Here is a 22,055-nt window from a genome sequence, read left to right on the forward strand (position 1 = left end):
GGCTTGAGTTGGTGCCCGCATGTGGCTATCTGGAGTTTGCCCCATGCGGAACACCGCGAACAACAAGGCGCATTCTCCCGTGACCCCAGATTTTCTCGTTACCCATTCCGGCGGTTTTCATGCCGACGAACTGTTGTCCAGCGTCGTCCTGACGCAACTGTTTCCGCAGGCGCACGTGGTCCGCAGCCGGTCACCGGAATGGATCACGCCCGGCACGGACCGGATCGTCTACGATGTGGGCGGCGCCTATGATGCAGATGCGCGGATCTTCGATCACCATCAGCGCGGCGCGCCGCTGCGGGAGGATGGACAGCCCTACAGCTCCTTCGGGTTGATCTGGAAGCATTATGGCCACGCCTATCTTGCTGCCCGGGGACTTCCCGAAGCCCATATCGATACCATCCATTCGGCATTGGACGCCAGTTTTGTCCTGCCCATCGATCTGATGGACAACGGCGCGATGAGTCCCGCCGTTGCAGGACCGCTGGCGGTGCTGACATTGCCGGTTCTGCTTGAAACCCTGAAGCCGGTCTTCGATGAGCCCGATCCCGAGGCGCTGGAGCTTGCGTTCCACGCGGCACTTGGGATTGCGCGCAGTTTTCTCGAGGCCAAGATCGCCGGAAGTGCGGCAAAGCTCCGGGCTGAGGACATCGTGCTCCAGGCAGTTGTGGATGCAGGCGAAAACCGGGTTCTGGAACTACCGATGGGGATGCCGTTCCGTTCGGCAGTCATGAAATCAGGCGCGGATCATCTGCTGTTCGTGGTTCACCCGCGCGACAAGGATTGGTGCCTGACCGGCATCCGCCGTGCTGATGAGGGCTTTGAGCTTCGCGCTGATCTGCCCGCAGCCTGGGCCGGCTTGACCAATGGCGAACTGGAGGCCGCTTGCGGTGTGGAAGGCGCAAGCTTTTGCCATAATGGCCGCTTCATCGCCGCCGCCAAGACTCGCAAGGCAGCACTCACCATGGCCGAATTGGCGGTCAGCGAAGCTGGGGCGGCCACGCAAGCTTGAATGGCATAGCTTCAGGCTTCGCAGCGGCTGGAAGTACAGCCCGAAAATTCTGACAGGGCATGCAGGCTTTCATAGCCTGCACCAGGCAGCCCGCCGTGACGATTCCGGATAAGCGCCATGCCGTACAGCCGGGGGCTCGGCTCCTGGAACGTCTTGCGTTAAGATTTCGCCCGAAAATGGGGTGCAGTGACCCAGTCCGGCGAAGGCCCTCGGCACGCTGTAAACCGGCCTGAATTGTGCGTCGTCGCGGAAACCATCTGGGTCAGCGGTCATGTGCGACCGCAGCCCGAGGCCAGACGGATGATTGCGAGCGGGGTGACCTTGCCAGCGAGCAATTCCTGTAAGTGGCAAGCCGCTCAGACCTGAAGCGCGGGATCGTTGAAGACGTCTCCGCATTGGCGTAGATGTGGTTTTGTGGGCGGGACTCATTTCAGTTTTCGGCCAGCAGCGCTTCGCCATGATCGCCGTTGAGCAAGTGCCGACAGGTTCAGGGCGAAACCTTGCCTGCCGCATAGCCCGGTATGTTGTCGGCAAAGCAAAAAGAGATTGGCAGGCAGGTTGCGCCATTGCAAATGTGGCAACCGTGCGCCAAACACGATCAGCATAGCAGAAAAGGTCTGACTCCGTTGAATGGAATTGATGAAAAACTACAACCCATCCTTGCTACCGTCCTGCACCGCAATGCCGGTGAACCGGAATTCCACCAGGCAGTCCGCGAGGTGTTGGAAAGCCTGGGGCGTGTCGTCGCCCGACATCCCGAATATTCCGATGAAGCGCTGATCGAGCGCATTTGCGAGCCGGAGCGACAGATCATCTTTCGGGTTCCCTGGATCGACGACAACAATCAGGTGCGGATCAATCGCGGATTTCGCGTTCAGTTCAATTCTTCACTTGGCCCCTACAAGGGGGGATTCGCTTTCACCCTTCGGTCAATGTCGGGATCATCAAGTTTCTCGGTTTCGAACAAGTGTTCAAGAACGCGCTGACGGGCATGCCCATTGGCGGCGGCAAGGGCGGATCGGATTTTGATCCGAAGGGGCGCTCGGACCGGGAAATCATGCGTTTCTGCCAATCCTTCATGGTCGAACTGCACCGCCATATCGGCGAATATGTCGACGTTCCGGCAGGCGATATTGGCGTCGGTGCGCGCGAGATTGGCTACATGTTCGGCATGTACAAGCGACTGAATAACCGGTTTGAAGCCGGTGTATTGACTGGCAAGGGTCTGGCCTACGGTGGCTCCCGGGCGCGCAAGGAGGCGACCGGATTTGGTCTGGCCTATTTCGTGCAATCGATGCTGGAAAAGAAAGGCACAGATTTCGAAGGCAAGCGCTGTGTCGTCTCAGGCTCGGGCAATGTTGCCATCTATGCCATGGAAAAGATCCTGTCTTTTGGAGGCAAGATCGTCGCCTGCTCGGACTCCGCCGGCTATATTGTAGATGAAAACGGTATCGATCTCGATCTGGTCAAGCAGATCAAGGAGGCGCGGCGGGCCCGGATTTCCGAATATGCCGATCTCAAGGGACAGGGCTGCACCTACATCAAGGGTGGTTCGGTCTGGCAGGTCCCGTGCGAGATCGCGTTGCCTTGCGCTACCCAGAACGAGCTGAATGGCACAGATGCCAAGGCGTTGATCAAGAACGGCGTGATCGCCGTTGCCGAAGGGGCCAACATGCCCAGCACGCCCGAAGCGGTGCAGCAGTTCCGGACCGCTGGCGTCATGTTCGCTCCGGGCAAAGCTGCAAATGCCGGCGGGGTCGCCACATCGGCGCTGGAAATGCAGCAGAATGCAAGCCGCGACAGTTGGTCGTTCCAGAAGACGGAAGACCGGCTGGCTGAGATCATGCGCGGAATTCACGAGGCCTGCGACCAGACCGCCGAGGAATTTGGTGCACCGGGTGATTATGTCCTCGGCGCAAATATCGCCGGTTTCGTGCGCGTGGCCGACGCCATGCGGGCGATGGGCATAATTTGATCGGTCACGCCGCACGCAGATGAAATGATCCGGTCTCGGTACGATTCGAGGCCGCATGGGCTTGCAGGGCGAACCAATATCAGCTTGCAAGCCCGATCGTGCAGGCAGGGGCATCGGTGACCGATGCCGGTTAATGCTACCGCGCCCCTACAGGTTCTCCTTCAAGAGAATTTCAATACGTATTCGCTCTTGTGAGGCCAGAGGCTCCCGTTGATCATGCCTGGCCTTGAGGATGCGGATTGCACTTCTGACCAGATGGCCAGGGTTTTGCGCAATCACGGCATCGATTTGTCCATTTTGCAGTGCGGCTTCCGTGAAAGGAGTACGCTCGTGGACGATTTTCACCAGCGGTTTTGTTGCGACCTTTGATATTTCCTCAATCGGGATGCGAGCTTCTGCGCTTAGAATATACAGACCTGAAATATCTGGATGATTGGCAAAAACGTTGCTGAAAATCCGTCTGGTTCTCTGCAGGTCTCCGTGGGTTTCGATTGAAGGCAGGGTCTTGAGTTCCGGATATTCCCGGTTGATGACGTCGTCAAAACCCAGCCGGCGCTCAATGCTGTCGCGCGATTGCATGGTCTCGGAGACGATCACGATTTTCCCTTCGCGTCCGCCCAGAAAGCGGCCGAGTAGTTGCGCGGCTGTGGCACCTGCAGCGTGGTTGTTGATGCCGACGAAGTCGATGCTGGCTGCTTTGGGTTGTCCGGCAAGAAACTGGACGACTTCTATACCGCGTTCCAGAAGACGGTTGATGGCATCGCGAACCTGTGGTGATTCCGGCGCCGCGATGGCGATGCCATGGACCAGTTTGGCATCCAGTTTGCCCAGATAGCCTGCCAGGCAGTACGGATCTTCGGCGGGAAGGCGGACGGCGGCGGCATCGACCATTTCGGCAGAAAATGCCCTGTTGGCTTCTTCTATATGTTTGATCAGAACGTCTAGAAATTGATCTCCTTGTTCGGGAAGTAAAAATCGGAAATGATATGTTTTCTTTCGCGCAAGATTGACCGCCGACAGATTGCGAACGAAGCCAATTCTGTCAATCGCCTCGTTTACCTTGGACACTGTGTGCTGTTTGACGCCCGGACGGCCATTCAATACGCGGTCAATCGTGGCGAGACTGACGCCTGCTTCTGCCGCTAAGTCTTTTGCTGTTGGTCGCATCAGTTGAAATGTTCCGCGTCAATCGGGTTGCTCATATCGCTCGTCAGCCGATTTGTTCAATAAAAATTGCCGGAATGCAACTTTTGAGGTGCGCACCTCATGATTCGCTTGCAATGAGGTGCGCACCTCATTATGGGTGATAACAGGAGGCCCTGCCATGCTGGCGGGATTGTAAACCGGGAGGAATATCTACTATGAAATTCAATCTGATGAATTCCGCTGCAGCGATCGGTCTTATGTTCGGAGCGACGGCAGGCGCTGGTTCTGCCCAGGCCGCTGATCTGACGCTGTGCTGGGCTGCCTGGGATCCGGCCAATGCGCTGGTCGAAATGAGCAAGGATTTCGAAGCCGAATCCGGACACACGATGAGCTTCGAGTTTGTTCCGTGGCCGAACTTCGCTGACCGCATGCTCAATGAACTCAATTCCGGCGGCAAGCTTTGTGATTTGCTGATCGGCGACAGCCAGTGGATTGGTGGCGCTGCCGAAAATGGTCAGTATGTGAAACTGAACGACTTCTTCGATGCCCAAGGCATCAAGATGGATGATTTCCTGCCGGCCACAGTGACCGGTTATGCTGAATGGCCCAAGAACACGCCGAACTATTATGCGCTGCCGGCCTATGCAGACGTAGTCGGCTGGACCTACCGCAAGGACTGGTTCTCGCGGCCTGAAATTCAGGCTGAATTCAAGGAAAAATACGGCCGTGATCTGGACGCGCCGAAGACCCTTGAAGAGCTCAAGCAGGTTGGCGAGTTTTTCCAGGGGCGCGAGATTGATGGCAAGAAGGTCTATGGTGCAGCGATCTATACCGAGCGCGGTTCGGAAGGCATCACCATGGGCGTCACCAACGTCCTGTACAATTATGGCTTCCAGTACGAGAACCCTGACAAGCCTTACGACCTGGAAGGCTTCGTCAATTCTGACGGCGCTATAGAAGGTCTCGAATTCTACAAGGCCCTGTATGATTGCTGCACCCCTCCGGGCGCATCAGATGCCTACATGTCCCAGAACATCGACGCCTACAAGTCTGGTCAGGTCGCCATGCAGATGAACTTCGCGTTTATTTGGCCCGGCGTTGAAGCCGATCCGAATGTGGGCGGCGGCAAGTCAGGTTATTTTGCCAACCCGGCCGGCCCTGCAGGTCAGTTCGCGCAGCTCGGCGGTCAGGGTATTTCCGTTGTTGCGAACACTGAAAACATGGATGCGGCGCTGGAATACATCAAGTGGTTCGCTCAGAAGGAAGTCCAGCAGAAATGGTGGGACGTGGGCGGTGCATCCGCAATGCGTGCTGTCGTCGAAGCGCCGGGCTTTGCTGCAAGCCAGCCATTCGCCCAGACATTCCTCGATTCCATGGCCATCGTGAAGGATTTCTGGGCCGAGCCTTCCTATGCGTCTTTGCTGTTGCCGATGCAGCAGCGTGTGCACAACTACGTTGTTGCCGGTAACGGCACCGCCAAGGAAGCCTTGGATGGCTTGGTCAAGGACTGGGATGAGGTCTTTGAAGACGAAGGCAAAAAGTAAGCCTTAACCCCTTGTGCTCCTCCCAATGAGCGGTGAGGCCGGAAGATCGTACTCCGGCCTCACCGATGGGAATCAGGTGAATCTGCTATGTCAAACTCAGTGATAGACCGCGCTGCTCGGGCGACCCCGACTGTTGTCGCGCAAAAGGTAAAAGGGCTTTCAGACAGAGCGATTGCCTGGATCTTCGTCGCCCCGACAATCTTCATTTTGTTGGCGATCAATATTTTCCCGCTCATCTGGACCATTTATCTCAGCTTCACCAATTTCCGGGTGAACCGTCCCAACAATGCCATCGAATGGGTCGGGTTGCGCAATTACGAGCGCATTCTGGGCGACGCGGATATCTGGATGACCATGCAGGCGACTGCCCATTTCCTGATCTGGACCATTGTCTGCCAGGTGGTGATCGGCTTTGCGCTGGCCTATCTCATCAACAAGAAGTTCAAGGGCAATGATCTCTGGACCACGATCATCGTGTTTCCGATGATGCTTTCGCCCGCAGTGGTCGGCAATTTCTGGACCTTCCTCTACGAGCCGCAAATAGGCCTTTTCAACTATGTCGTCGGCTTTGTCACCGGTGCAGATCCTTCCAGCTTTTCGATGATCGGCGAGGTTTCACTCGCACCCTGGTCCATCGTGATTGTCGACACCTGGATGTGGACACCCTTCGTCATGCTGATCTGTCTTGCAGGACTGAGGTCCATCCCCGACAGCATCTACGAAGCCGCGGAATGCGACCGGGCCAGCAAATGGCGCCAGTTCTGGACCATCACCATCCCGATGATCCTGCCATTTCTGATGCTGGCGGTACTGTTCCGCGGCATCGAGAATTTCAAGATGTTCGATCTGGTGGTCCAATTGACCGGCGGCGGGCCGGGCAACACCACCACGCTGACGTCAATCGATCTCAAGCGCGAAGCTTTTGAGAAATGGCGCACCGGATTTTCTTCCGCCTATGCCGTGATCCTCTTTGTCACGGTGTTTGGCCTCGCATCGATCTATGTGAAGGCGCTCAACAAGGTGAAACAAAGATGAGCTACTCCGTTACGCAGCCGTCTGTCAGGCAGAAATGGATCGCCGGAATTCTGGTGATTGGCTATGCATTGATCACCATGCTGCCGCTTTTGTGGATCGTCGCCACGGGCTTCAAGTCATCCGTCGATTCCATCGCCTATCCGCCAAAAATCCTGTTCGAGCCGACGGTTGAGGGTTATGTCAACGTCTTCACGGCGCAGACGCGCCTAAGCGCTGAACTTGCCGCCGAGCCACGTGATGACCTGCCCTGGTACGAGCAACTGGTGCGCAACAAGGGCAATACGATCGTCGGCGCATCGCGCTATTCCGAGCGGTTTTTCAACTCCGTGATCATCGGCTTCGGGTCGACATTCTTTGCCATCGTGCTGGGAACCGCTGCTGCTTATGCGTTTTCGAGATTCAAGGTACCGCTCAAGGATGATCTACTGTTCTTCATTCTGTCGACGCGGATGATGCCGCCGATCGCGGTCGCGATTCCGATCTTCCTGATGTTCAGGAACCTGGGGCTGAACGACACCCACGCCGGCATGATTCTGCTCTATACGGCGATCAACCTGTCGCTTGCGGTCTGGCTGATCAATGGCTTTATCGACGAGATCCCGATCGAATATGAAGAAGCGGCACTGATCGATGGCTACACACGGTTTCAGGCGTTCTACAAGGTCGTGCTGCCGCAGGCCGCCACCGGGATCGCCTCCACCGCCATCTTCTGCCTGATCTTCTCGTGGAATGAATATGCGCTTGCCGTGCTGCTGACCTCCGGCACCGCACAAACCGCGCCCCCCTTCATTCCGACGATCATTGGCGTGGGCGGCCAGGACTGGCCGGCAGTGGCAGCCGGCGCAACCATCTTCCTGGTCCCGGTGATGGTTTTTACCATCCTCCTGCGCAAGCATCTGCTTCGTGGCATCACCTTTGGAGCGGTTCGCAAATGACAAACTTCTTCAATGGTTTGCTGCGCTTGCGGCGCGGGTCATGGGAAATGCTGGCATCGATTCTGATCGCGCTGGGCGTCGTCATGCTGATGCAACCGTTCGCCCTGTGGCTGTTCACCTATTCCTTCATCATAACCTTGGTTGGCACCGTGATGTTCATCATCGTCAGCCATTTCCCGGAGTAGCCCATGGCACAGATCATGATCAAGAATCTGCGCAAGGACTTTGGGTCGTTCAATGCGGTCAAATCATCCACCTTCACGGTTGAGGACGGTGAATTCTTCATGCTGCTCGGTCCCTCCGGTTGCGGCAAGACCACGACCTTGCGGATGATGGCCGGGCTTGAACTTCCGACAAGCGGCGAAATCTACATCGGTGGTGAGGAGGTGGGCATGAAGCCTGCCAGTCAGCGCGACATCGCCTTCGTCTTCCAGATGTTTGCACTCTATCCGCACATGAATGTCGGCAAGAACATTTCCTATCCGCTGATCAGCCAGGGCATGCCCAGGGCTCAGGTGAAAAAGAAAGTCGGAGAGGTTGCCGAGATTCTCGGGATTACCGATATTCTCAATCGCCCGGTGGGTGGGCTGTCAGGCGGCGACCGCCAGAGGGTGGCACTCGGGCGTGCAATTGTCCGTGACCCCAAAGCCTTCCTGATGGACGAACCGCTGGGAGCGCTCGACGCCGAGTTTCGCGAACACATGTCGGAAGAGCTTCGCGCGCTTCACGACCGGATGGGGGCGACAACTGTCTATGTCACCCACGACCAGCTGGAAGCGATGCAAATGGGCGACAAGATCGTGGTGATGAACCACGGCGTTGTCGAACAGTTCGGGCGTCCGCAACAGATCTATGATTGGCCTTCGACCATGTTTGTGGCCAGTTTTCTTGGCTCCCCATCGATGAATTTCCTGAATTTCGAGGGTTCACTGGCAAGCAACCAGGCCACGATCGAGATGCATGGGGTCGATTTCGCAATCCCCGCATTGCTTGAGGGTGCAGCGGGGAAGCTGGCGTTTGGGGTGCGGCCGGAACACGTGCGGTTTTCTGATGCTAGCGCCTACAGGGGCGAAGTTCTTGCAACCGAGTATCTTGGCACGACGCAGATCATCACCGTCGCCACGCCCAACGGAGATTTGAAATCGCGCATCAGTGCCGCTCAACCGGTCACTGTTGGCGAACGGGTGGGGCTGGAATTTGATCCACGCACCATCACGATCTTCGATACCGCAAGGGGACGGGCTTTGCTGTCACAAGCCAATCAGGAGGTCTTGGGACATGGCTGATGTCATCTTGAAAAATGTGACCAAGCGCTTCGACTCCGAGGTTGCCCTCGATAATGTGAGCATGACGATTCCGGATGGATCCTTCGTGGTTCTGCTTGGGCCCACGGGCGCGGGCAAAACCACAACCCTGCGCATGGTGTCTGGCCTTGATACACCTGATTCAGGCGAAATTTTCATCGGTGGCCAATCGATGACCGGGCTGACACCAGCCCAGAGAAACGTGGCCATGGTGTTCCAGCAATACTCGCTGTATCCGCATCTGACGGTGCGCGAGAATCTGGCGTTTCCGCTGAAGTCGCCCTTGCTCAATACGCCTGCCGACGAGATCGCCCGCAAGATCAAGGAGGTTGCCGAGGTTCTGCAGATTTCCCACAAGCTCGACAATAAGGCGACAGCCCTGTCCGGCGGAGAAATGCAGCGTGTTTCCATAGGCCGCGCGCTTGTCAGAAGCCCCTCCATCTACCTGATGGATGAACCGCTGAGCTCGCTCGACGCCAAGCTTCGCGCCGATTTGCGGATTGAATTGAAGCGCATTCAATCCATGTCCGGCGCCACCCTGCTTTATGTCACCCACGACCAGATCGAAGCCATGACCATGGCGACCCATGTCGGCGTGCTCGACCGCGGAAAGCTGGTCCAGTTCGGCAGCCCGCGGGAAATCTATGAAAACCCGGTGAGTATTTACGCAGCCAGCCGTCTCGGCCAGCCGAGGATCAATATTCTGCCCGCCGATCTGTTCAAGGGAGCGCCTGCCAGGGCGGTCAAGATCGGCTTGCGGCCCGAGCAGATTGTCCAGGGGGCCGGCGAAGACAGCGTTGTCAAACGCGTCGAACATCTGGGTGACCAGACACGCTTGCATCTGTCTTTCAAGAACCATGATCTGGTGTCCGTGACGGATGCTCACACAACGTTGAGTGAAGGCGACATCGTCAAAATCAGGCCCGAGAAGCCGTTCTATTTCGATGCTGACGGCGCGCGAATTGCCGAGGAGAACGTCCGATGACCCAGTTTATGAACAACAAGGAAGATATCGTCACCGAAGCAATTGACGGTGTCATTGCGGTATCGGGCGGCAAGCTTGCCCGGCTGGATGGTTACCCGCACATCCGGGTGGTGCTCCGCAACGATTGGGACAAGTCGAAAGTGGCTTTGGTTTCCGGCGGAGGATCAGGCCACGAACCTGCGCATGCAGGATTTGTCGGTGAAGGCATGTTGACCGCTGCCGTGTGTGGCGATGTGTTTGCCTCTCCGTCGGTTGACGCTGTGCTGGCCGGAATCCTGGCCGTGACCGGTCCTGCCGGCTGCTTGCTGATCGTCAAGAATTACACTGGCGACCGGCTGAACTTTGGGTTGGCGGCGGAACGCGCCAGGGCCTTTGGTCTCGATGTCAGTATGGTCGTTGTCGACGACGATGTTGCTTTGCCGGATCTGCCACAGGCACGTGGCGTGGCCGGAACCTTGTTTGTACATAAGATCGCCGGTGCGCTGGCGGCACGCGGTGTCAAGCTTGACGAGATCACCCGGCGGGTCGAGAAAGTCATCGCCGGCACGAAGACCATTGGCATGTCGCTCGATACCTGCACTGTTCCGGGATCACCGAAAGAAAGCAGAATTCCGAAAGGGATGGCCGAGCTCGGTCTTGGCATCCATGGCGAAGCCGGCGTGGAGCAAATCCAGTATTCCGATGCACGGCAAGCCATGGATGCGGTTGCCGCCAAGCTCGGCAAGCATATGGGTGAGGGCCAGCATGTCGCCTTGCTGAACAATCTCGGTGGCGCTTCTGTTCTCGAAATGGCCATTCTGGCCAACGAATTGGCCAATTCGAGTATTGCCGGCAAGCTGAAATGGATCATCGGCCCGGCCGCAATGGTTACATCTCTGGATATGCGCGGTTTCTCGGTATCGGTCTATCCGGCCGATGTCGAAGACCTTGAGGCGCTTTCTCACCCAACGCCGCTTTCGGCCTGGCCGGGCATCTCCGAGATCACGCCGGTGACAATCCTCAACTTGCCCGATGGGCTGGCGCCGATAAAGCCGCTCCCATCGGAACACGCAGAAACCCGCGCGTTTCTGACCAAGTGCTGCGAGATCCTGATCAAATCCGAAAGCGACCTGAATGCTCTGGATGCGAAATCCGGTGATGGCGATACCGGATCGACGCTGGCCGGGGCTGCGCGCGCGCTGATTGCGACGATGGATACGCTTCCATTGGCAGATCACACCCAACTTTACCGCGCCCTCGGCCAGGAACTCAGCCAGACGATGGGTGGTTCCTCCGGTGTGCTGCTTGCCATCTTCTTCGCAGCGGCAGGCGATGCAGCTTCAAGTGGCCTTTCGATGACCGGGGCGCTCAAGGCAGGTCTGGTCAGAATGCAGGAAATCGGTGGCGCCAAACTGGGCGACCGGACCATGGTGGATGCGCTTTATCCGGCACTTGAGGCTCTGGAAGACAATCTGCATCTGGCGGCCAAGGCCGCGCGTGCGGGTGCGGATCACACAGCGACCCTGACCAAGGCGAACGCGGGCCGGGCAACCTACATCAATGCCCAGCAGCTTGAAGGACATACCGATCCAGGCGCTGAAGCGGTGGCGCGCTTGTTCGAGCATCTGCAAGGTTAATGCATGCCGCGCTCAAACGGCTTCATTTGAACGGTAACGTACATGCGTATTTTCAAACCTCTACAGCGCCGCGCATCCGATTGGATGTGCGGCGCTGCAGAAGTGTGTTCGTTGCCAGCCAATGCAACGGCATTCACGGAAGGTCTCCAAACAACGTTCAGAGATGCGCGCACCATTTCACGGGTTGATCAATAGCCGGCACTCTTGATCATCAACAGCCCGAAGCCTGTGATGAAGAGCCACCCGAATACTCCCAGCAGCAGCGGCTGAACGCCCTTGGCGCGCAATTTGTGGATGTCGGTCTGCACTCCCATCGCGGCCAAGGCCATCGACAGCAGAAAAGTCGTGACCAGCGAAGCGTTGTCGAGGACCATGCGTGGCAGATCGATTGCGCTGTTGATCAGCACGAGACAGACAAAGCCCATGACAAACCATGGCATCGTTACGTGACCACGTATCTCGCCCTGATGCCCGATGTTGCCGACGGCTGCCATTGCCAGCACCAGTGGCGCCAGCATGACAACGCGGGTCAGCTTCGAAATCGTGCCGTACTGGCCTGCGGCATCACTATGCTGGAATGCTGCGCCGGCAACCTGCGCCACTTCGTGAACAGTTGCCCCGGTCCAAACGCCGTAAGCCAGATCGCTGAGGCCGAGCGGGCTGGCCAGCATCGGATAGATGAACATTGAGGCCGAGCCGAGCACGGTGACGCAAGAGATTGCGTAGGCCACATCTTCATCACTGCCCTTCGCCACGGTGTTTGCGGCGATGACGGCCGAGGCGCCGCAAACCGAGGTGCCGGCGGCGATCAAGTTCGACAGCGCGTCATCGACGCCGAGGACGCGTCCCACAAGCCGGATGGCGATGAAGGATATCGTCAGGGTTGCCGCGATGATTGCCACAGAAATGCCACCGAGGCTGAGAGCGTCGGCCAAGGTGATCTGCAGGCCGAGGAGGATGATCCCCAGACGCAGCAGGCGCTTCATTGAGAATGTGACCCCCGGTGCGATACCGCTTGGAGTGCCCAGGGTGTTTTGCAGCATCAGCCCCAAAATGATCGACAGGATCATCGGGCTCAGCGCCGTGATCGCAAATAGCTTGTTCGCCGCAATGGCGATAACCGCAATGCTTGCGGTCAGAACCAGTCCGGGTAAAAGTGAGTTGAAATCTTCCTGGGCTCCCGTGATGTCAAGGAAATCGATGCCAATTCTTGTCTTCATACGATGACGCCTTGTCTTGAACTTTCCGTATGATTAGTTCTTGCAAATCAATCGATCCAACGAGTAAATAGTTTTATTCTGTTCGATTTTATCGAATGAAGGCGTGCCGTGATGACACTTGACCAACTTCGGATTTTCCTTGAGGTGGCAACTTTCGAGCACGTCACCCGTGCCGCGCAGGCGCTGAACATGACCCAGTCCGCGGTCAGCGCTGCCGTATCCGCACTCGAGGCGCGCCATGGCGTTGTCCTGTTCAACCGCATCGGCCGCCGTATTGAGCTGACCGAGGCTGGCCGGTCGTTCATGAGCGAGGCGAGGGGGTTCTCCGCCAGGCCAAGGAAGCGGAGCGCTTTCTCGCCGATCTGCACGGTGTCGCCTCGGGGGGCTTGCGCTTGCACGCCAGCCAGACGGTCGCCAACTACTGGCTGCCGCGCTATCTGGTGCGCTACCGGGCGCTCAACCCGCAGGTGGACATTGCGCTCACACCAGGCAACACCCGCACTGTTGCAGGCGCCATTCTGGATGGAAGCTGCGATCTTGGCATCGTTGAGGGTGAGATCGAAAACGATAAGCTGATCAAGCAGATCGTCGCGCAAGACCGCCTCGTGATCGTCGTCAGCGAGCATCATCCCTGGGCGGACGGTCGCCCTGTCGATGTTGCGGATTTGGACGCGACTACCTGGATAATGCGTGAACAGGGATCGGGTACCCGGGCTGCTTTCAAATCGGATATCAGGGCGCTTGGCCAGGATCCGTCGGAGTTGCAGGTGATCCTTGAAATGCCGTCAAACGAGGCCTGTCTGGCAGCCGTTCAGGTTGGGCAAAGTGCGACGGCGTTATCCAGGCGTGCGGTGTTGCCGCGACTTGCCGAGGGTGCGTTTCATCAGGTCAATTTCAGCCTGCCTGTCCGGCATTTCACGATGATCCGTCATGCCGACCATCACGTCGCACGCTCGGTACGGGCGATGATGGATCTGTTGAGCGAACCATCCGAAGTTGACGAGATTGTCTGACGCCCGCTTGTAATGCTCTGACCCGACCGGGATCCCGTGCAGGAAAAGGCGGGGTTCATGGTTGGGCCGCAACCAGTTCCGATATGCCCATCTCAGGGGCGTTTTCGATGACACCACCGGGCCCAGGCCTCAGCATAAATCCGCAGCGAGCTCTGATCCCCACAGGGCACACGACTATGGCTCCTCGCAGAGGCAATTCACGGGATACCCATCAAGATTGACTGGGTCTAGCCAGGTGTGGAGTCCGCATGTATAAACAGGTATGTGAAATGGGACAATTAAGTCCCAACCGGATGCGTCCATGCGAGATATCCTTTTTTACATTGATCGATCAAGCAAACGGACCTTGCAAGTTCAAATTCGAGAATTTCTAGTAGACGCCATACTGGCGGGACACCTTCCTCCCTGTTCACCTCTCCCGTCGAGCCGAGCGATGGCAAAGCGCCTGGACGTCTCGCTGAACACAGTTCTTCAAGTGTATCGGTCGCTGGTCGACGATGGGTACCTTATTTCCCGTGTCCGCTCGGGTTACTATGTTACGCAAGGAATATGCGGAAACAAGCTCGCCGAAGTTGCTTCACCAGAGGACGATATCGTCGAGGAGAAGGCTTCCGGTGTTAGCTGGAAATCGAAGTTGTTTCTCAATCCATCCAAGCAATACAATATAACAAAGCCGGTTAATTGGTATAAGTATCCATATCCATTTATTTACGGGCAGGTCGATGCCGATTCATTTCCGGTCAGCGCCTGGCGGGAATGCACTCGCCAGGCAATGAGCCGAAAAGGCATCTATGCCTGGACGGAAGACCGCTATACCGAAGACGATCCGATGCTGGTCGAGCAAATCCGTCGGCGCGTGCTTACACGGCGCGGTATCCACGCGGCTCCCGATGAAATCCTGGTGACGGTTGGCTCGCAGAATTCCCTATATCTGCTCGCCAGTCTGCTGATCAGGCCGGGCATGCCGATCGCCATGGAAGATCCGGGTTACGCTGACGTCCGCAACATGTTCTCACTGCTGTTAGCCAATGTCCGATCTGTGGCAATCGATGCGCAGGGCATTCGGGTTGACGAATTGAAGGATGCGCAGATTGCGTTTGTCACGCCAAGCCATCAGTTTCCGACAAATATCACGATGAGTTTGGAGCGTCGACGTCAGTTGCTGGATTGGGCAACAGCCTCAGACACGTTGATCATCGAGGATGACTATGAATCCGAGACGAATTACAATGGGAACCCCATTCCAGCGCTCAAGTCCCTCGATACAACCGGACGCGTACTCTACACCTCCAGCCTGTCGAAATCGCTCATGCCCGGCTTGCGCATCGGGTTCATGGTAGCCCCCAGAGAGTTGATCCGCGAAGCACGGGCTCTCAGGCGACTGCTTATTCGCCATCCTCCGGTTAACAATCAGCGCGTCGCCGCTTTGTTTTTATCGCTTGGTCATCACGACGCACTAATAGCGAAACTCCATCAGGTCTATGCGATGCGTTGGCAAACCCTGTCGGCCGCCCTTGGAAAGTATTTCTCTGGCTGGGCACACGCGCCGATTTTCGGCGGTACCTCGTTCTGGGTTGAGGGGCCCCAAAACCTCGATGCGAGCACCCTTGCGGCTCGGGCCATGCGGCGAGGCGTGGTAATAGAAGTTGGAAACGTATATTTCGCAGATCCCGAACAGGGGCGAAATTACTTCCGAATGAGCTTTTCATCCATACCGGATGAACGCATCTGGCCAGGTGTTGCGCATCTCGCGCTTGCGGCCTCGGAATGAAATGCGATCAGGCCGGTAAAGACATCCGCCGGTCAACCAGTGATAACATCCTTCACTGAAATCGCCGGTGCCCAATTGGCGTCGATTCGAGCCAATGTCGGCGCCTCATCCGATTCCTCTGAAGCCCCGCAGCAATCGCCCACCACGAATGGCATCAACCCGAAATCACGGGCTGATCGCGCTGCTTGCTCGACGCAGTGATCGAGATGGTAGCCACAGATCAGAAGTGTCCGGGCTCCCCAGGTATTCAATGTCGGAAGCAGCGGGGAGCCGATGAAGACATTGCCGAAACTGGTGTAGACACTGTCGAGATCGCCATCCTGTTTGATGGTGGCGATCTCCTCAACAGCCGACCGTTCCCAGACTTTCTGCTCGGGTGTCCATCGCCGGTTCTGATACCAATAGGCATACTGGGCCGCATCGAGCGGCGTCGCCGGAAAATGCTGTCGCATATACTCGTAGCGAAGCCAGGCGACTGGAATGTTTCGCGAACGCGCGAAGGCGACCAACCGGAGTATTCCGTTCAGTGAGCCGCCTTCGCGCCGCGCCCGTTGCCAAAGACCGTCGGCCGATTGCGCACCATCCCGATGAAGAACGCCATTGGTGGGGTCAATCACCAGCAGCGCGGAGCCATTTAGAAACTCGGAGAGTTCGAGTTCGCCCCATTGTGGATGGTTTCCTAGTGCCATGTTGAACAGCCTTTGTAGAGAGCTACTACTTCAGAAAATTAGTCCAAACCCGGTCATAGAGTTTGATGACTGTTTCATTGCAGACTTTGACAAACTCCGGATCCGGCGCGCCTTCCGGCGGACGGTATTCATGCGAATCGCGCAAGTCGGCATTGACGAATTTTTCACTGCCGAGAACGCCGTTAGGGTATCCCGTGAAATTCGTCATCATCGCCGCGTTTTCGGGATCCATGAGGAAATTCATGAACAGTTTTGCATTTTCCAAATTTGGAGCGCCTTTGACGACCACAAGATTGTCCATCCAGCCCGTATAGCCCTCTTTGGGGTAGGCGTATTGGAGTTCAGGGCGGCCCTGTCGTGCAATATATGCCTTGCCGTTCCAGATCTGAGCAAGATCGACTTCACCGGATTCCGCAAGCTCTTTCGATTCATAGGCAAAGCTTTTCACCGACGGCTTCAGGTCCGCAAGCAACGCCTGAACCTTCTTGAGATCCTCCGGCGTTTCGTTGCAGCGCGGAAGGTCCAGGTAGCGCAACGCGGCATTGATGACATCGTTGACATCGCGAAGCAGATTGATCCGTCCCCTTAACTCCTCTGGGGGATCGAACATCACAGCGAGTGTGTCGACGTCGCCCTTGTAGACCTTCGTGCTGACCGTGAATGAGGTTGTTCCCCACACCCAGGGCACAGAATAATGCCGACCGGGGTCCCAATATACATCTGCCCACTTGGGCTCGAGATTGCCGTAGTTTTCAAATGTATTCGGTTCGACCTTTTCGATTAATCCTTCCTGTATAAGGATTTCGACCATGTAGTCGCCGGGAACCGCCAGGTCATACCCGGATATGCCTGACTGCAGCTTGGCGAGCATTGTTTCATTTGAATCATACGTATCAACCGTAACCTTGACATCATATTTGGCTTCAAATTTCTTCACCATCTCGTCCGAGATGTAGTCACCCCAGTTGAATATGGCGAGCGCCCCCTCGGCGTGGGCAGGCAGCGTTGGCAACATACAAGCGGCGATAGCCACATAGCCGGCCTTCAAAAAATGTCTCATTTTGATTCCTCCCTTGTTGATTAAGTTGTCCACTCCCATGCGGACCCACGAACGTTTTGCTGCCTCCCTCCGTGTTGAATTCATCTGGTGCTAAACGGACGTACGAACGGTCTTGGAACCTGCTTGCGAAACGAAATAGGATGCGGAGACCAGAACGACCGATACGGCAAGCAGGACTGTCGAGATGGCATTGATCTCGGGTGTTACGCCTTGCTTGAGTTGCGTGTAGACGTAGACGGGCAGCGTGCCGGATCCCGCACCTGCAACCATCGCGGTGATGATGAAATCATCCAACGAAACGACGAATGCGAGCATTGCGCCGGCCACAATGCCCGGCATAAGCAACGGCATTGTCACGTAACGGAAGGCCTCAAACGGAGATGCGTAGAGATCGGCGGCGGCCTCCTCGAGCCTGCCGTCCATCGTCTCCAGGCGGCTGCGGATCGGCAGATAGGCGAAAGGGATACAAAAAACGGTATGCGCGATGACAATTGTCACGAGAGAGAGCTGCATGCCGGCCAGCGCGAAAAACGACAGGGTACCGACCGCGATAATGATTTCGGGTAGCATCAGCGGCAGGTTTACCAACATGTAGAACGACTGTGCGCCGCGGAAACGTTGGCCCCGGCCCGTTGCTAGGGCGGCCGCCGTCGCGATTGCGGTAGCCAACGTCGTGGCGATTACCGCCACTGTTAGTGAATTCAGGGCAGCGTTTTGCAGGCCGCTATTGGAGGCCGCCTTGACGTACCATTGAAAACTGAAGCCACCCCAAACGGTTACGGCGCGGTTGGCGTTGAACGAAAAAAAGACGAGCACCATCATCGGAACGTAGAGGATGAAAAGACACAGGCCCGTGACGAGGCCGAAGCCGCGAAATGAAACGATAGACTTTGGCTTCTTGTGCGACAGGATCCCCATTTCAGTGTCCTTCCAGCGCGGCACGCGATGCACGAATGCGCCCGGCCGCGACCATCAGCACGACGAGGATGGCTGCGAGAAGAATGACCGCCAATGCTGCGCCAAATGGCCAGTTGCGGCTCATGCCGAACTGCATGGCAATCAGGTTTCCGATCAGCAACTTTCCGCCGCCGCCAAGCATGTCGGGGACCAGATACGTGCCAAGGCTCGGAATGAAAACCAGCAGGCAGCCGCCGATGATGCCGGATCGTGCGTGTGGCAGTATCACATGAGTGAAGACGCGAAGCGGCGTCGCATAGAGATCATATGCCGCTTCAATGACGCGCTTGTCCATTCTTTCGAGGTTCGCATAGAGCGGCAAAATCATGAACGGCAAGTAGCTGTATACGAGACCGGCGCCCATCGCGAAGTTATTGTAAAGATACGTAACAGGGGTGTCGTAGATGTTGAGGCCTATAGCGATCGAATTAACGATCCCGTCGTCCCTTAAGATAAGCAACACGCAATAGGTCCTGATAAGGAGGTTCGTCCAGAACGGCAGGGTTATCAGAAATATCAGTATGTTCTTCTGCTTTTCCGATCGGGTGGCTATGAAATAGGCCGTCGGAAATCCAATTATGAGACTGATAACAGTCGCTGTAACTGCCAGAAAGACGGACCGGGAAAAGATCTGGAGATAGGACGTGTTGAAGGCCAGCGTGTCATCGAAGATGTCTCGCTCGAACAGAAACTGAGTGTAGGCTTCCGTCGAGAAGGTCCAGACCACGCCGCCAAATGTCGCCGGTTCCAGAAAAGAATAGGTGACAATGATCAGAAGTGGAACGACTAGGAATATCCCGATAACGAGAACGGCCGGCAGGACAAGAAGTTTGGCTTGAAGAAACTTCATCGCGTTTCGTGTCGGTTGCGTACCGACGCTGCGCCGGGGTGTTGTTTCCAGTTTGGCAGGGATGAAACTCATGATGGCACGCCCAATGTTCTAAACGCGTTGTGCTCGGCGCTGACATTGACCGGGACGCCAATCTCGAAATGGTTTTCCGCTGCGCTCGTGTTCTGGATTCTGAGCCCGCAAGGTTTCCCCGCCGTCCAGATCGATCGAGTAGACTGTGTCTGTGCCGAGATAGAGTTTGTTGCTGACAACGCCACGCAGCCCTTTACGTCCGCTCGCTTCCGCATCAGCATAACTGCTCAGATGAAGTTTTTCCGGACGGATGAAGGCCAGAGTTGCACACTGATTTTCCTGGTAAGAGGTGTCGGCAATGGGGATGATTGCGCCCGCACTGGTGCGGAATACGGACTCTCGCCCAGGTCCGCAAAAAACTGTCCCTTCCAGAAAATTGGTGTCTCCGACGAACTGGGCGACAAAGCGGTTGGCGGGCCGATCATATATTTCGTCCGGAGAGCCGACCTGCTGGATACGACCTCCTGACAGGACCGCGATGCGATCACTCATCGCCAGCGCCTCTCCCTGGTCATGGGTGACGAAAACAAAAGTGATACCCATTTCGCGCTGCAGCGTTTTCAGTTCGACGCGCATCTCGTCACGCAGCTTGGAATCGAGAGCCGACAGCGGTTCATCAAGCAACAGCGCGCGCGGGCGGGTCACCAGGGCGCGCGCCAGGGCGACGCGCTGTTGTTGTCCTCCGGAAAGCTGATGCGGCAACCGCCTCGCCAGATCGCCGAGTTGAACCAGATCGAGAACCCGTTCAACGTCAACTTTTATTTCTGCTGCCGGACGGCGCAGCATTTTCAAGCCGAAACTTACGTTTTGTTCGACTGTCTGGTGGGGAAACAACGCATAGTGCTGGAAAACCGTATTGACCGGCCGCGCGTTTGGCGGTGTTGCCTCAAGCGGGTCCCCAAACAGGGTGATGGAACCTGAAGTTGGATGCTCGAAACCGGCGATCATGCGAAGTAATGTGGTCTTGCCGCAGCCAGATGGGCCAAGGAGCGTGAAAAACTCATTGTCCTCAATCACCAGATTTACGTCATCCAGAACGCGGGTTGATCCGCTGTTGGCGAATATCTTGCTAACGGAGTTGAATTCTATTGTCACTGAGTGGCTCCAATAGTTTTTCGACACGCATGCCGCCGATTAAGTAACCTTGATGGTGGACCTTTGAACTTGATGTAATTTCACGAAGACAACGTTTTCACAGGAATGGTTGCAGGGAGAGGATGCTGTCGGGCACGAGTAGCGTCTGCTGCGCTGCTCGAACAAAGCGAAGGCATGGCGTCTAAAACAGGCAGGCTGTGGGCAGGTTTTCAGGGCCATCGGGTCGTCAACACCTGCCTGCGTGTGTAGAAGTTAATGCCATCCGGCCCATGAACGGCGAGGTCGCCATAAAGAGACTGCTTGGTTCCACCAAAGGAATGGTACGCAACGGGGGATGGCACCGGGACATTGACACCAGGCATGCCGCACAGGATGTCGCGCTCGAATGTATTTGCGGATTTTCCGGAGCTGGTGAAAATAACTGCGCCATTACCAAGGGCGTGGTTGTTGCTTAGTTCGATGGCTTCATCGAGATCATCTACCTGCATTACAACGAGGACAGGTCCAAATATTTCCTGTTGGTAGATAGACATGGCAGGCGTTACGTCATCGAAGATGACGGGTCCGATGAAAAATCCTTTCGACGTTTCACTGCCCTGCCTTCCGTCGAGACGCAGCGACGCGCCTTCCTCGATACCGTTATCGATATGCTGCAGTATCCTCTGATACTGATCGGCGGAATTGACAGGTGGAACGAAGCAATCTGCGCGCTTTCCAGCTGCCAGTTTGAGATGGGAAGCCGCTTCCACAAGAGCCGGCATGAGTTGGTCGTGGGCTTGGGCGACGGTAACCAACACCGAAATCGCCATGCAGCGCTGACCGGCCGAGTTGAATGCGCCACTGAGTATTGCGTCTACAGTGCTTTTCATGTCTGCGTCTGGCATTACGATGGCGTGATTTTTGGCGCCGCCCAGTGCCTGCACGCGTTTGCCGTGCCGGGTCGCGGTCTGATAGACGGATTTGGCAACAGCGCTTGATCCGACGAAGGACACAGCCGCCACATCGGGGTGCGAAATCAGCGCTTCCGCGACTTCCCGTCCGCCGTGAAGAACGCTGAAGACGCCTTCGGGAACGCCGGCTTCTGCGAGCATCTGCGCGATCATATTGGCTGCGCTTGGCGTCTTCTCCGAGGGTTTGAGGATAAATGTGTTGCCGCAGGCGAGGGCCATCGGAAACATCCACATTGGTATCATGGCCGGGTAGTTGAATGGCACAACTCCAGCACAGACCCCCAAAGGCCGGCGCGATGAGCGGGTGGCGACACCGGTCCCGACATGATCCGAATTCTCGCCCTTCAGCAGGTGCGGAGCGCCCATGGCAAACTCCACCACTTCCAGTCCCCGATCGATTGATCCCATCGCGTCGGCGGTCGGCTTTCCATGTTCGCGTACGATTACGGCCGCCAGTTCCTGACGATTGCGGTCAACGATGTCGCGAAACCGCATCAGGCAGCGCGCGCGCTGGGCAGGGGTAACGTCACGCCATGTCTTGAACGCGGCAGAAGCAGCTTCGACCGCCCGCTCGACGATCGTGTCATCGGCATGGGAAAGCCGCGCAACAGGGTTATCAAGTGACGGGTCGATAACGAGTGAAGTTGTTTCTGTCGCGTATGGTTTTCCCGAAACAATCGAAGCGACATTGGGAAGTGTAAGAAGGTCGTTCATCAGAATCCATCCCTTGGGGAAGTTTTGGATAAACATGCCGCGGAGGTAATGATAACTTTGCGTGGCACGAACGTATTACGATCAATAGCTTCTGCGAACTTCCGAGTTTCTT

Annotated in this window: 18 protein-coding genes and 2 pseudogenes; 12 read left to right on the top strand and 8 right to left on the bottom strand. The window is 56.5% G+C overall.

The window, feature by feature from the left end:
- Window positions 1-79 precede the first annotated feature (79 nt).
- Together OEG84_RS21045 and gdhA are read left to right on the top strand one after the other, a co-directional pair.
- Complete coding sequence (locus OEG84_RS21045) at window positions 80-1,012, top strand: MYG1 family protein (RefSeq protein ID WP_267656276.1); 933 nt, start codon at window positions 80-82, stop codon at window positions 1,010-1,012.
- A 572-nt stretch (window positions 1,013-1,584) separates the two neighbouring features.
- Window positions 1,585-2,987, top strand: a pseudogene (gene gdhA / locus OEG84_RS21050) (NADP-specific glutamate dehydrogenase).
- Window positions 2,988-3,134: 147 nt separating this feature from the next.
- On the opposite strand, the gene OEG84_RS21055 reads toward gdhA, so the two are convergent.
- Complete coding sequence (locus tag OEG84_RS21055; protein ID WP_267655561.1) at window positions 3,135-4,154, bottom strand: LacI family DNA-binding transcriptional regulator; 1,020 nt, start codon at window positions 4,152-4,154, stop codon at window positions 3,135-3,137.
- A gap of 209 nt (window positions 4,155-4,363) precedes the next feature.
- Here OEG84_RS21055 and OEG84_RS21060 point away from each other — a divergent pair, with 209 nt between their 5' ends.
- The 7 genes from OEG84_RS21060 to OEG84_RS21090 all read left to right on the top strand — a co-directional run bounded on the left by OEG84_RS21060 (window position 4,364) and on the right by OEG84_RS21090 (window position 11,552).
- Window positions 4,364-5,677, top strand: a complete 1,314-nt coding sequence (locus OEG84_RS21060; protein ID WP_425602929.1) for an ABC transporter substrate-binding protein — start codon at window positions 4,364-4,366, stop codon at window positions 5,675-5,677.
- Between the two features lie 87 nt (window positions 5,678-5,764).
- Complete coding sequence (locus OEG84_RS21065) at window positions 5,765-6,712, top strand: carbohydrate ABC transporter permease (RefSeq protein ID WP_267655562.1); 948 nt, start codon at window positions 5,765-5,767, stop codon at window positions 6,710-6,712.
- Window positions 6,709-7,647, top strand: a complete 939-nt coding sequence (locus OEG84_RS21070; protein ID WP_267655563.1) for a carbohydrate ABC transporter permease — start codon at window positions 6,709-6,711, stop codon at window positions 7,645-7,647. The genes OEG84_RS21065 and OEG84_RS21070 overlap by 4 nt, the downstream gene beginning before the upstream one ends.
- The gene (locus tag OEG84_RS21075; protein ID WP_267655564.1) at window positions 7,644-7,832 is read left to right on the top strand and encodes a hypothetical protein; all 189 of its coding nucleotides are present in this window, start codon (window positions 7,644-7,646) and stop codon (window positions 7,830-7,832) included. The genes OEG84_RS21070 and OEG84_RS21075 overlap by 4 nt, the downstream gene beginning before the upstream one ends.
- Window positions 7,833-7,835: 3 nt before the next feature.
- Complete coding sequence (locus tag OEG84_RS21080; RefSeq protein ID WP_267655565.1) at window positions 7,836-8,933, top strand: ABC transporter ATP-binding protein; 1,098 nt, start codon at window positions 7,836-7,838, stop codon at window positions 8,931-8,933.
- Window positions 8,926-9,936, top strand: coding sequence for an ABC transporter ATP-binding protein (locus tag OEG84_RS21085; protein ID WP_267655566.1), 1,011 nt, complete (start codon window positions 8,926-8,928; stop codon window positions 9,934-9,936). Before OEG84_RS21080 ends, OEG84_RS21085 begins: the two co-directional genes overlap by 8 nt.
- Complete coding sequence (locus tag OEG84_RS21090; protein WP_267655567.1) at window positions 9,933-11,552, top strand: dihydroxyacetone kinase subunit DhaK; 1,620 nt, start codon at window positions 9,933-9,935, stop codon at window positions 11,550-11,552. Before OEG84_RS21085 ends, OEG84_RS21090 begins: the two co-directional genes overlap by 4 nt.
- Window positions 11,553-11,740: 188 nt before the next feature.
- Here OEG84_RS21090 and OEG84_RS21095 read toward each other — a convergent pair whose 3' ends face one another.
- Window positions 11,741-12,772, bottom strand: a complete 1,032-nt coding sequence (locus tag OEG84_RS21095; RefSeq protein WP_267655568.1) for a YeiH family protein — start codon at window positions 12,770-12,772, stop codon at window positions 11,741-11,743.
- Between the two features lie 111 nt (window positions 12,773-12,883).
- On the opposite strand from OEG84_RS21095, the pseudogene OEG84_RS21100 reads away from it, so the two are divergent.
- The 3 genes and pseudogenes from OEG84_RS21100 to pdxR all read left to right on the top strand — a co-directional run.
- Window positions 12,884-13,009 (top strand): annotated as a pseudogene (locus tag OEG84_RS21100) (LysR family transcriptional regulator); the annotation flags it as partial.
- Between the two features lie 155 nt (window positions 13,010-13,164).
- Window positions 13,165-13,785 carry a LysR substrate-binding domain-containing protein gene (locus OEG84_RS21105; RefSeq protein ID WP_267655570.1) on the top strand — a complete coding sequence of 207 codons (621 nt, stop codon included), beginning with the start codon at window positions 13,165-13,167 and terminating at the stop codon, window positions 13,783-13,785.
- 301 nt (window positions 13,786-14,086) lie between these two features.
- On the top strand, window positions 14,087-15,556 hold the full coding sequence (pdxR, locus tag OEG84_RS21110) for a MocR-like pyridoxine biosynthesis transcription factor PdxR (RefSeq protein ID WP_267655571.1): 1,470 nt from the start codon (window positions 14,087-14,089) through the stop codon (window positions 15,554-15,556).
- Window positions 15,557-15,588: 32 nt separating this feature from the next.
- On the opposite strand, the gene OEG84_RS21115 is transcribed toward pdxR, so the two are convergent.
- The 6 genes from OEG84_RS21115 to OEG84_RS21140 all read right to left on the bottom strand — a co-directional run bounded on the left by OEG84_RS21115 (window position 15,589) and on the right by OEG84_RS21140 (window position 21,979).
- Complete coding sequence (locus OEG84_RS21115) at window positions 15,589-16,245, bottom strand: cysteine hydrolase family protein (RefSeq protein ID WP_267655572.1); 657 nt, start codon at window positions 16,243-16,245, stop codon at window positions 15,589-15,591.
- A 25-nt stretch (window positions 16,246-16,270) separates the two neighbouring features.
- Window positions 16,271-17,305 carry an extracellular solute-binding protein gene (locus tag OEG84_RS21120; RefSeq protein WP_267655573.1) on the bottom strand — a complete coding sequence of 345 codons (1,035 nt, stop codon included), beginning with the start codon at window positions 17,303-17,305 and terminating at the stop codon, window positions 16,271-16,273.
- 90 nt (window positions 17,306-17,395) lie between these two features.
- Window positions 17,396-18,223, bottom strand: a complete 828-nt coding sequence (locus OEG84_RS21125) for an ABC transporter permease (RefSeq protein WP_267655574.1) — start codon at window positions 18,221-18,223, stop codon at window positions 17,396-17,398.
- A gap of 1 nt (window position 18,224) precedes the next feature.
- Window positions 18,225-19,184, bottom strand: a complete 960-nt coding sequence (locus tag OEG84_RS21130) for an ABC transporter permease (RefSeq protein WP_267655575.1) — start codon at window positions 19,182-19,184, stop codon at window positions 18,225-18,227.
- Between the two features lie 18 nt (window positions 19,185-19,202).
- Window positions 19,203-20,279 carry an ABC transporter ATP-binding protein gene (locus OEG84_RS21135; protein ID WP_267655577.1) on the bottom strand — a complete coding sequence of 359 codons (1,077 nt, stop codon included), beginning with the start codon at window positions 20,277-20,279 and terminating at the stop codon, window positions 19,203-19,205.
- Window positions 20,280-20,488: 209 nt separating this feature from the next.
- Window positions 20,489-21,979 carry a CoA-acylating methylmalonate-semialdehyde dehydrogenase gene (locus tag OEG84_RS21140; RefSeq protein WP_324288232.1) on the bottom strand — a complete coding sequence of 497 codons (1,491 nt, stop codon included), beginning with the start codon at window positions 21,977-21,979 and terminating at the stop codon, window positions 20,489-20,491.
- Window positions 21,980-22,055: the final 76 nt, after the last annotated feature.

This window comes from Hoeflea algicola (assembly GCF_026619415.1).
Lineage (GTDB): Bacteria > Pseudomonadota > Alphaproteobacteria > Rhizobiales > Rhizobiaceae > Hoeflea > Hoeflea algicola.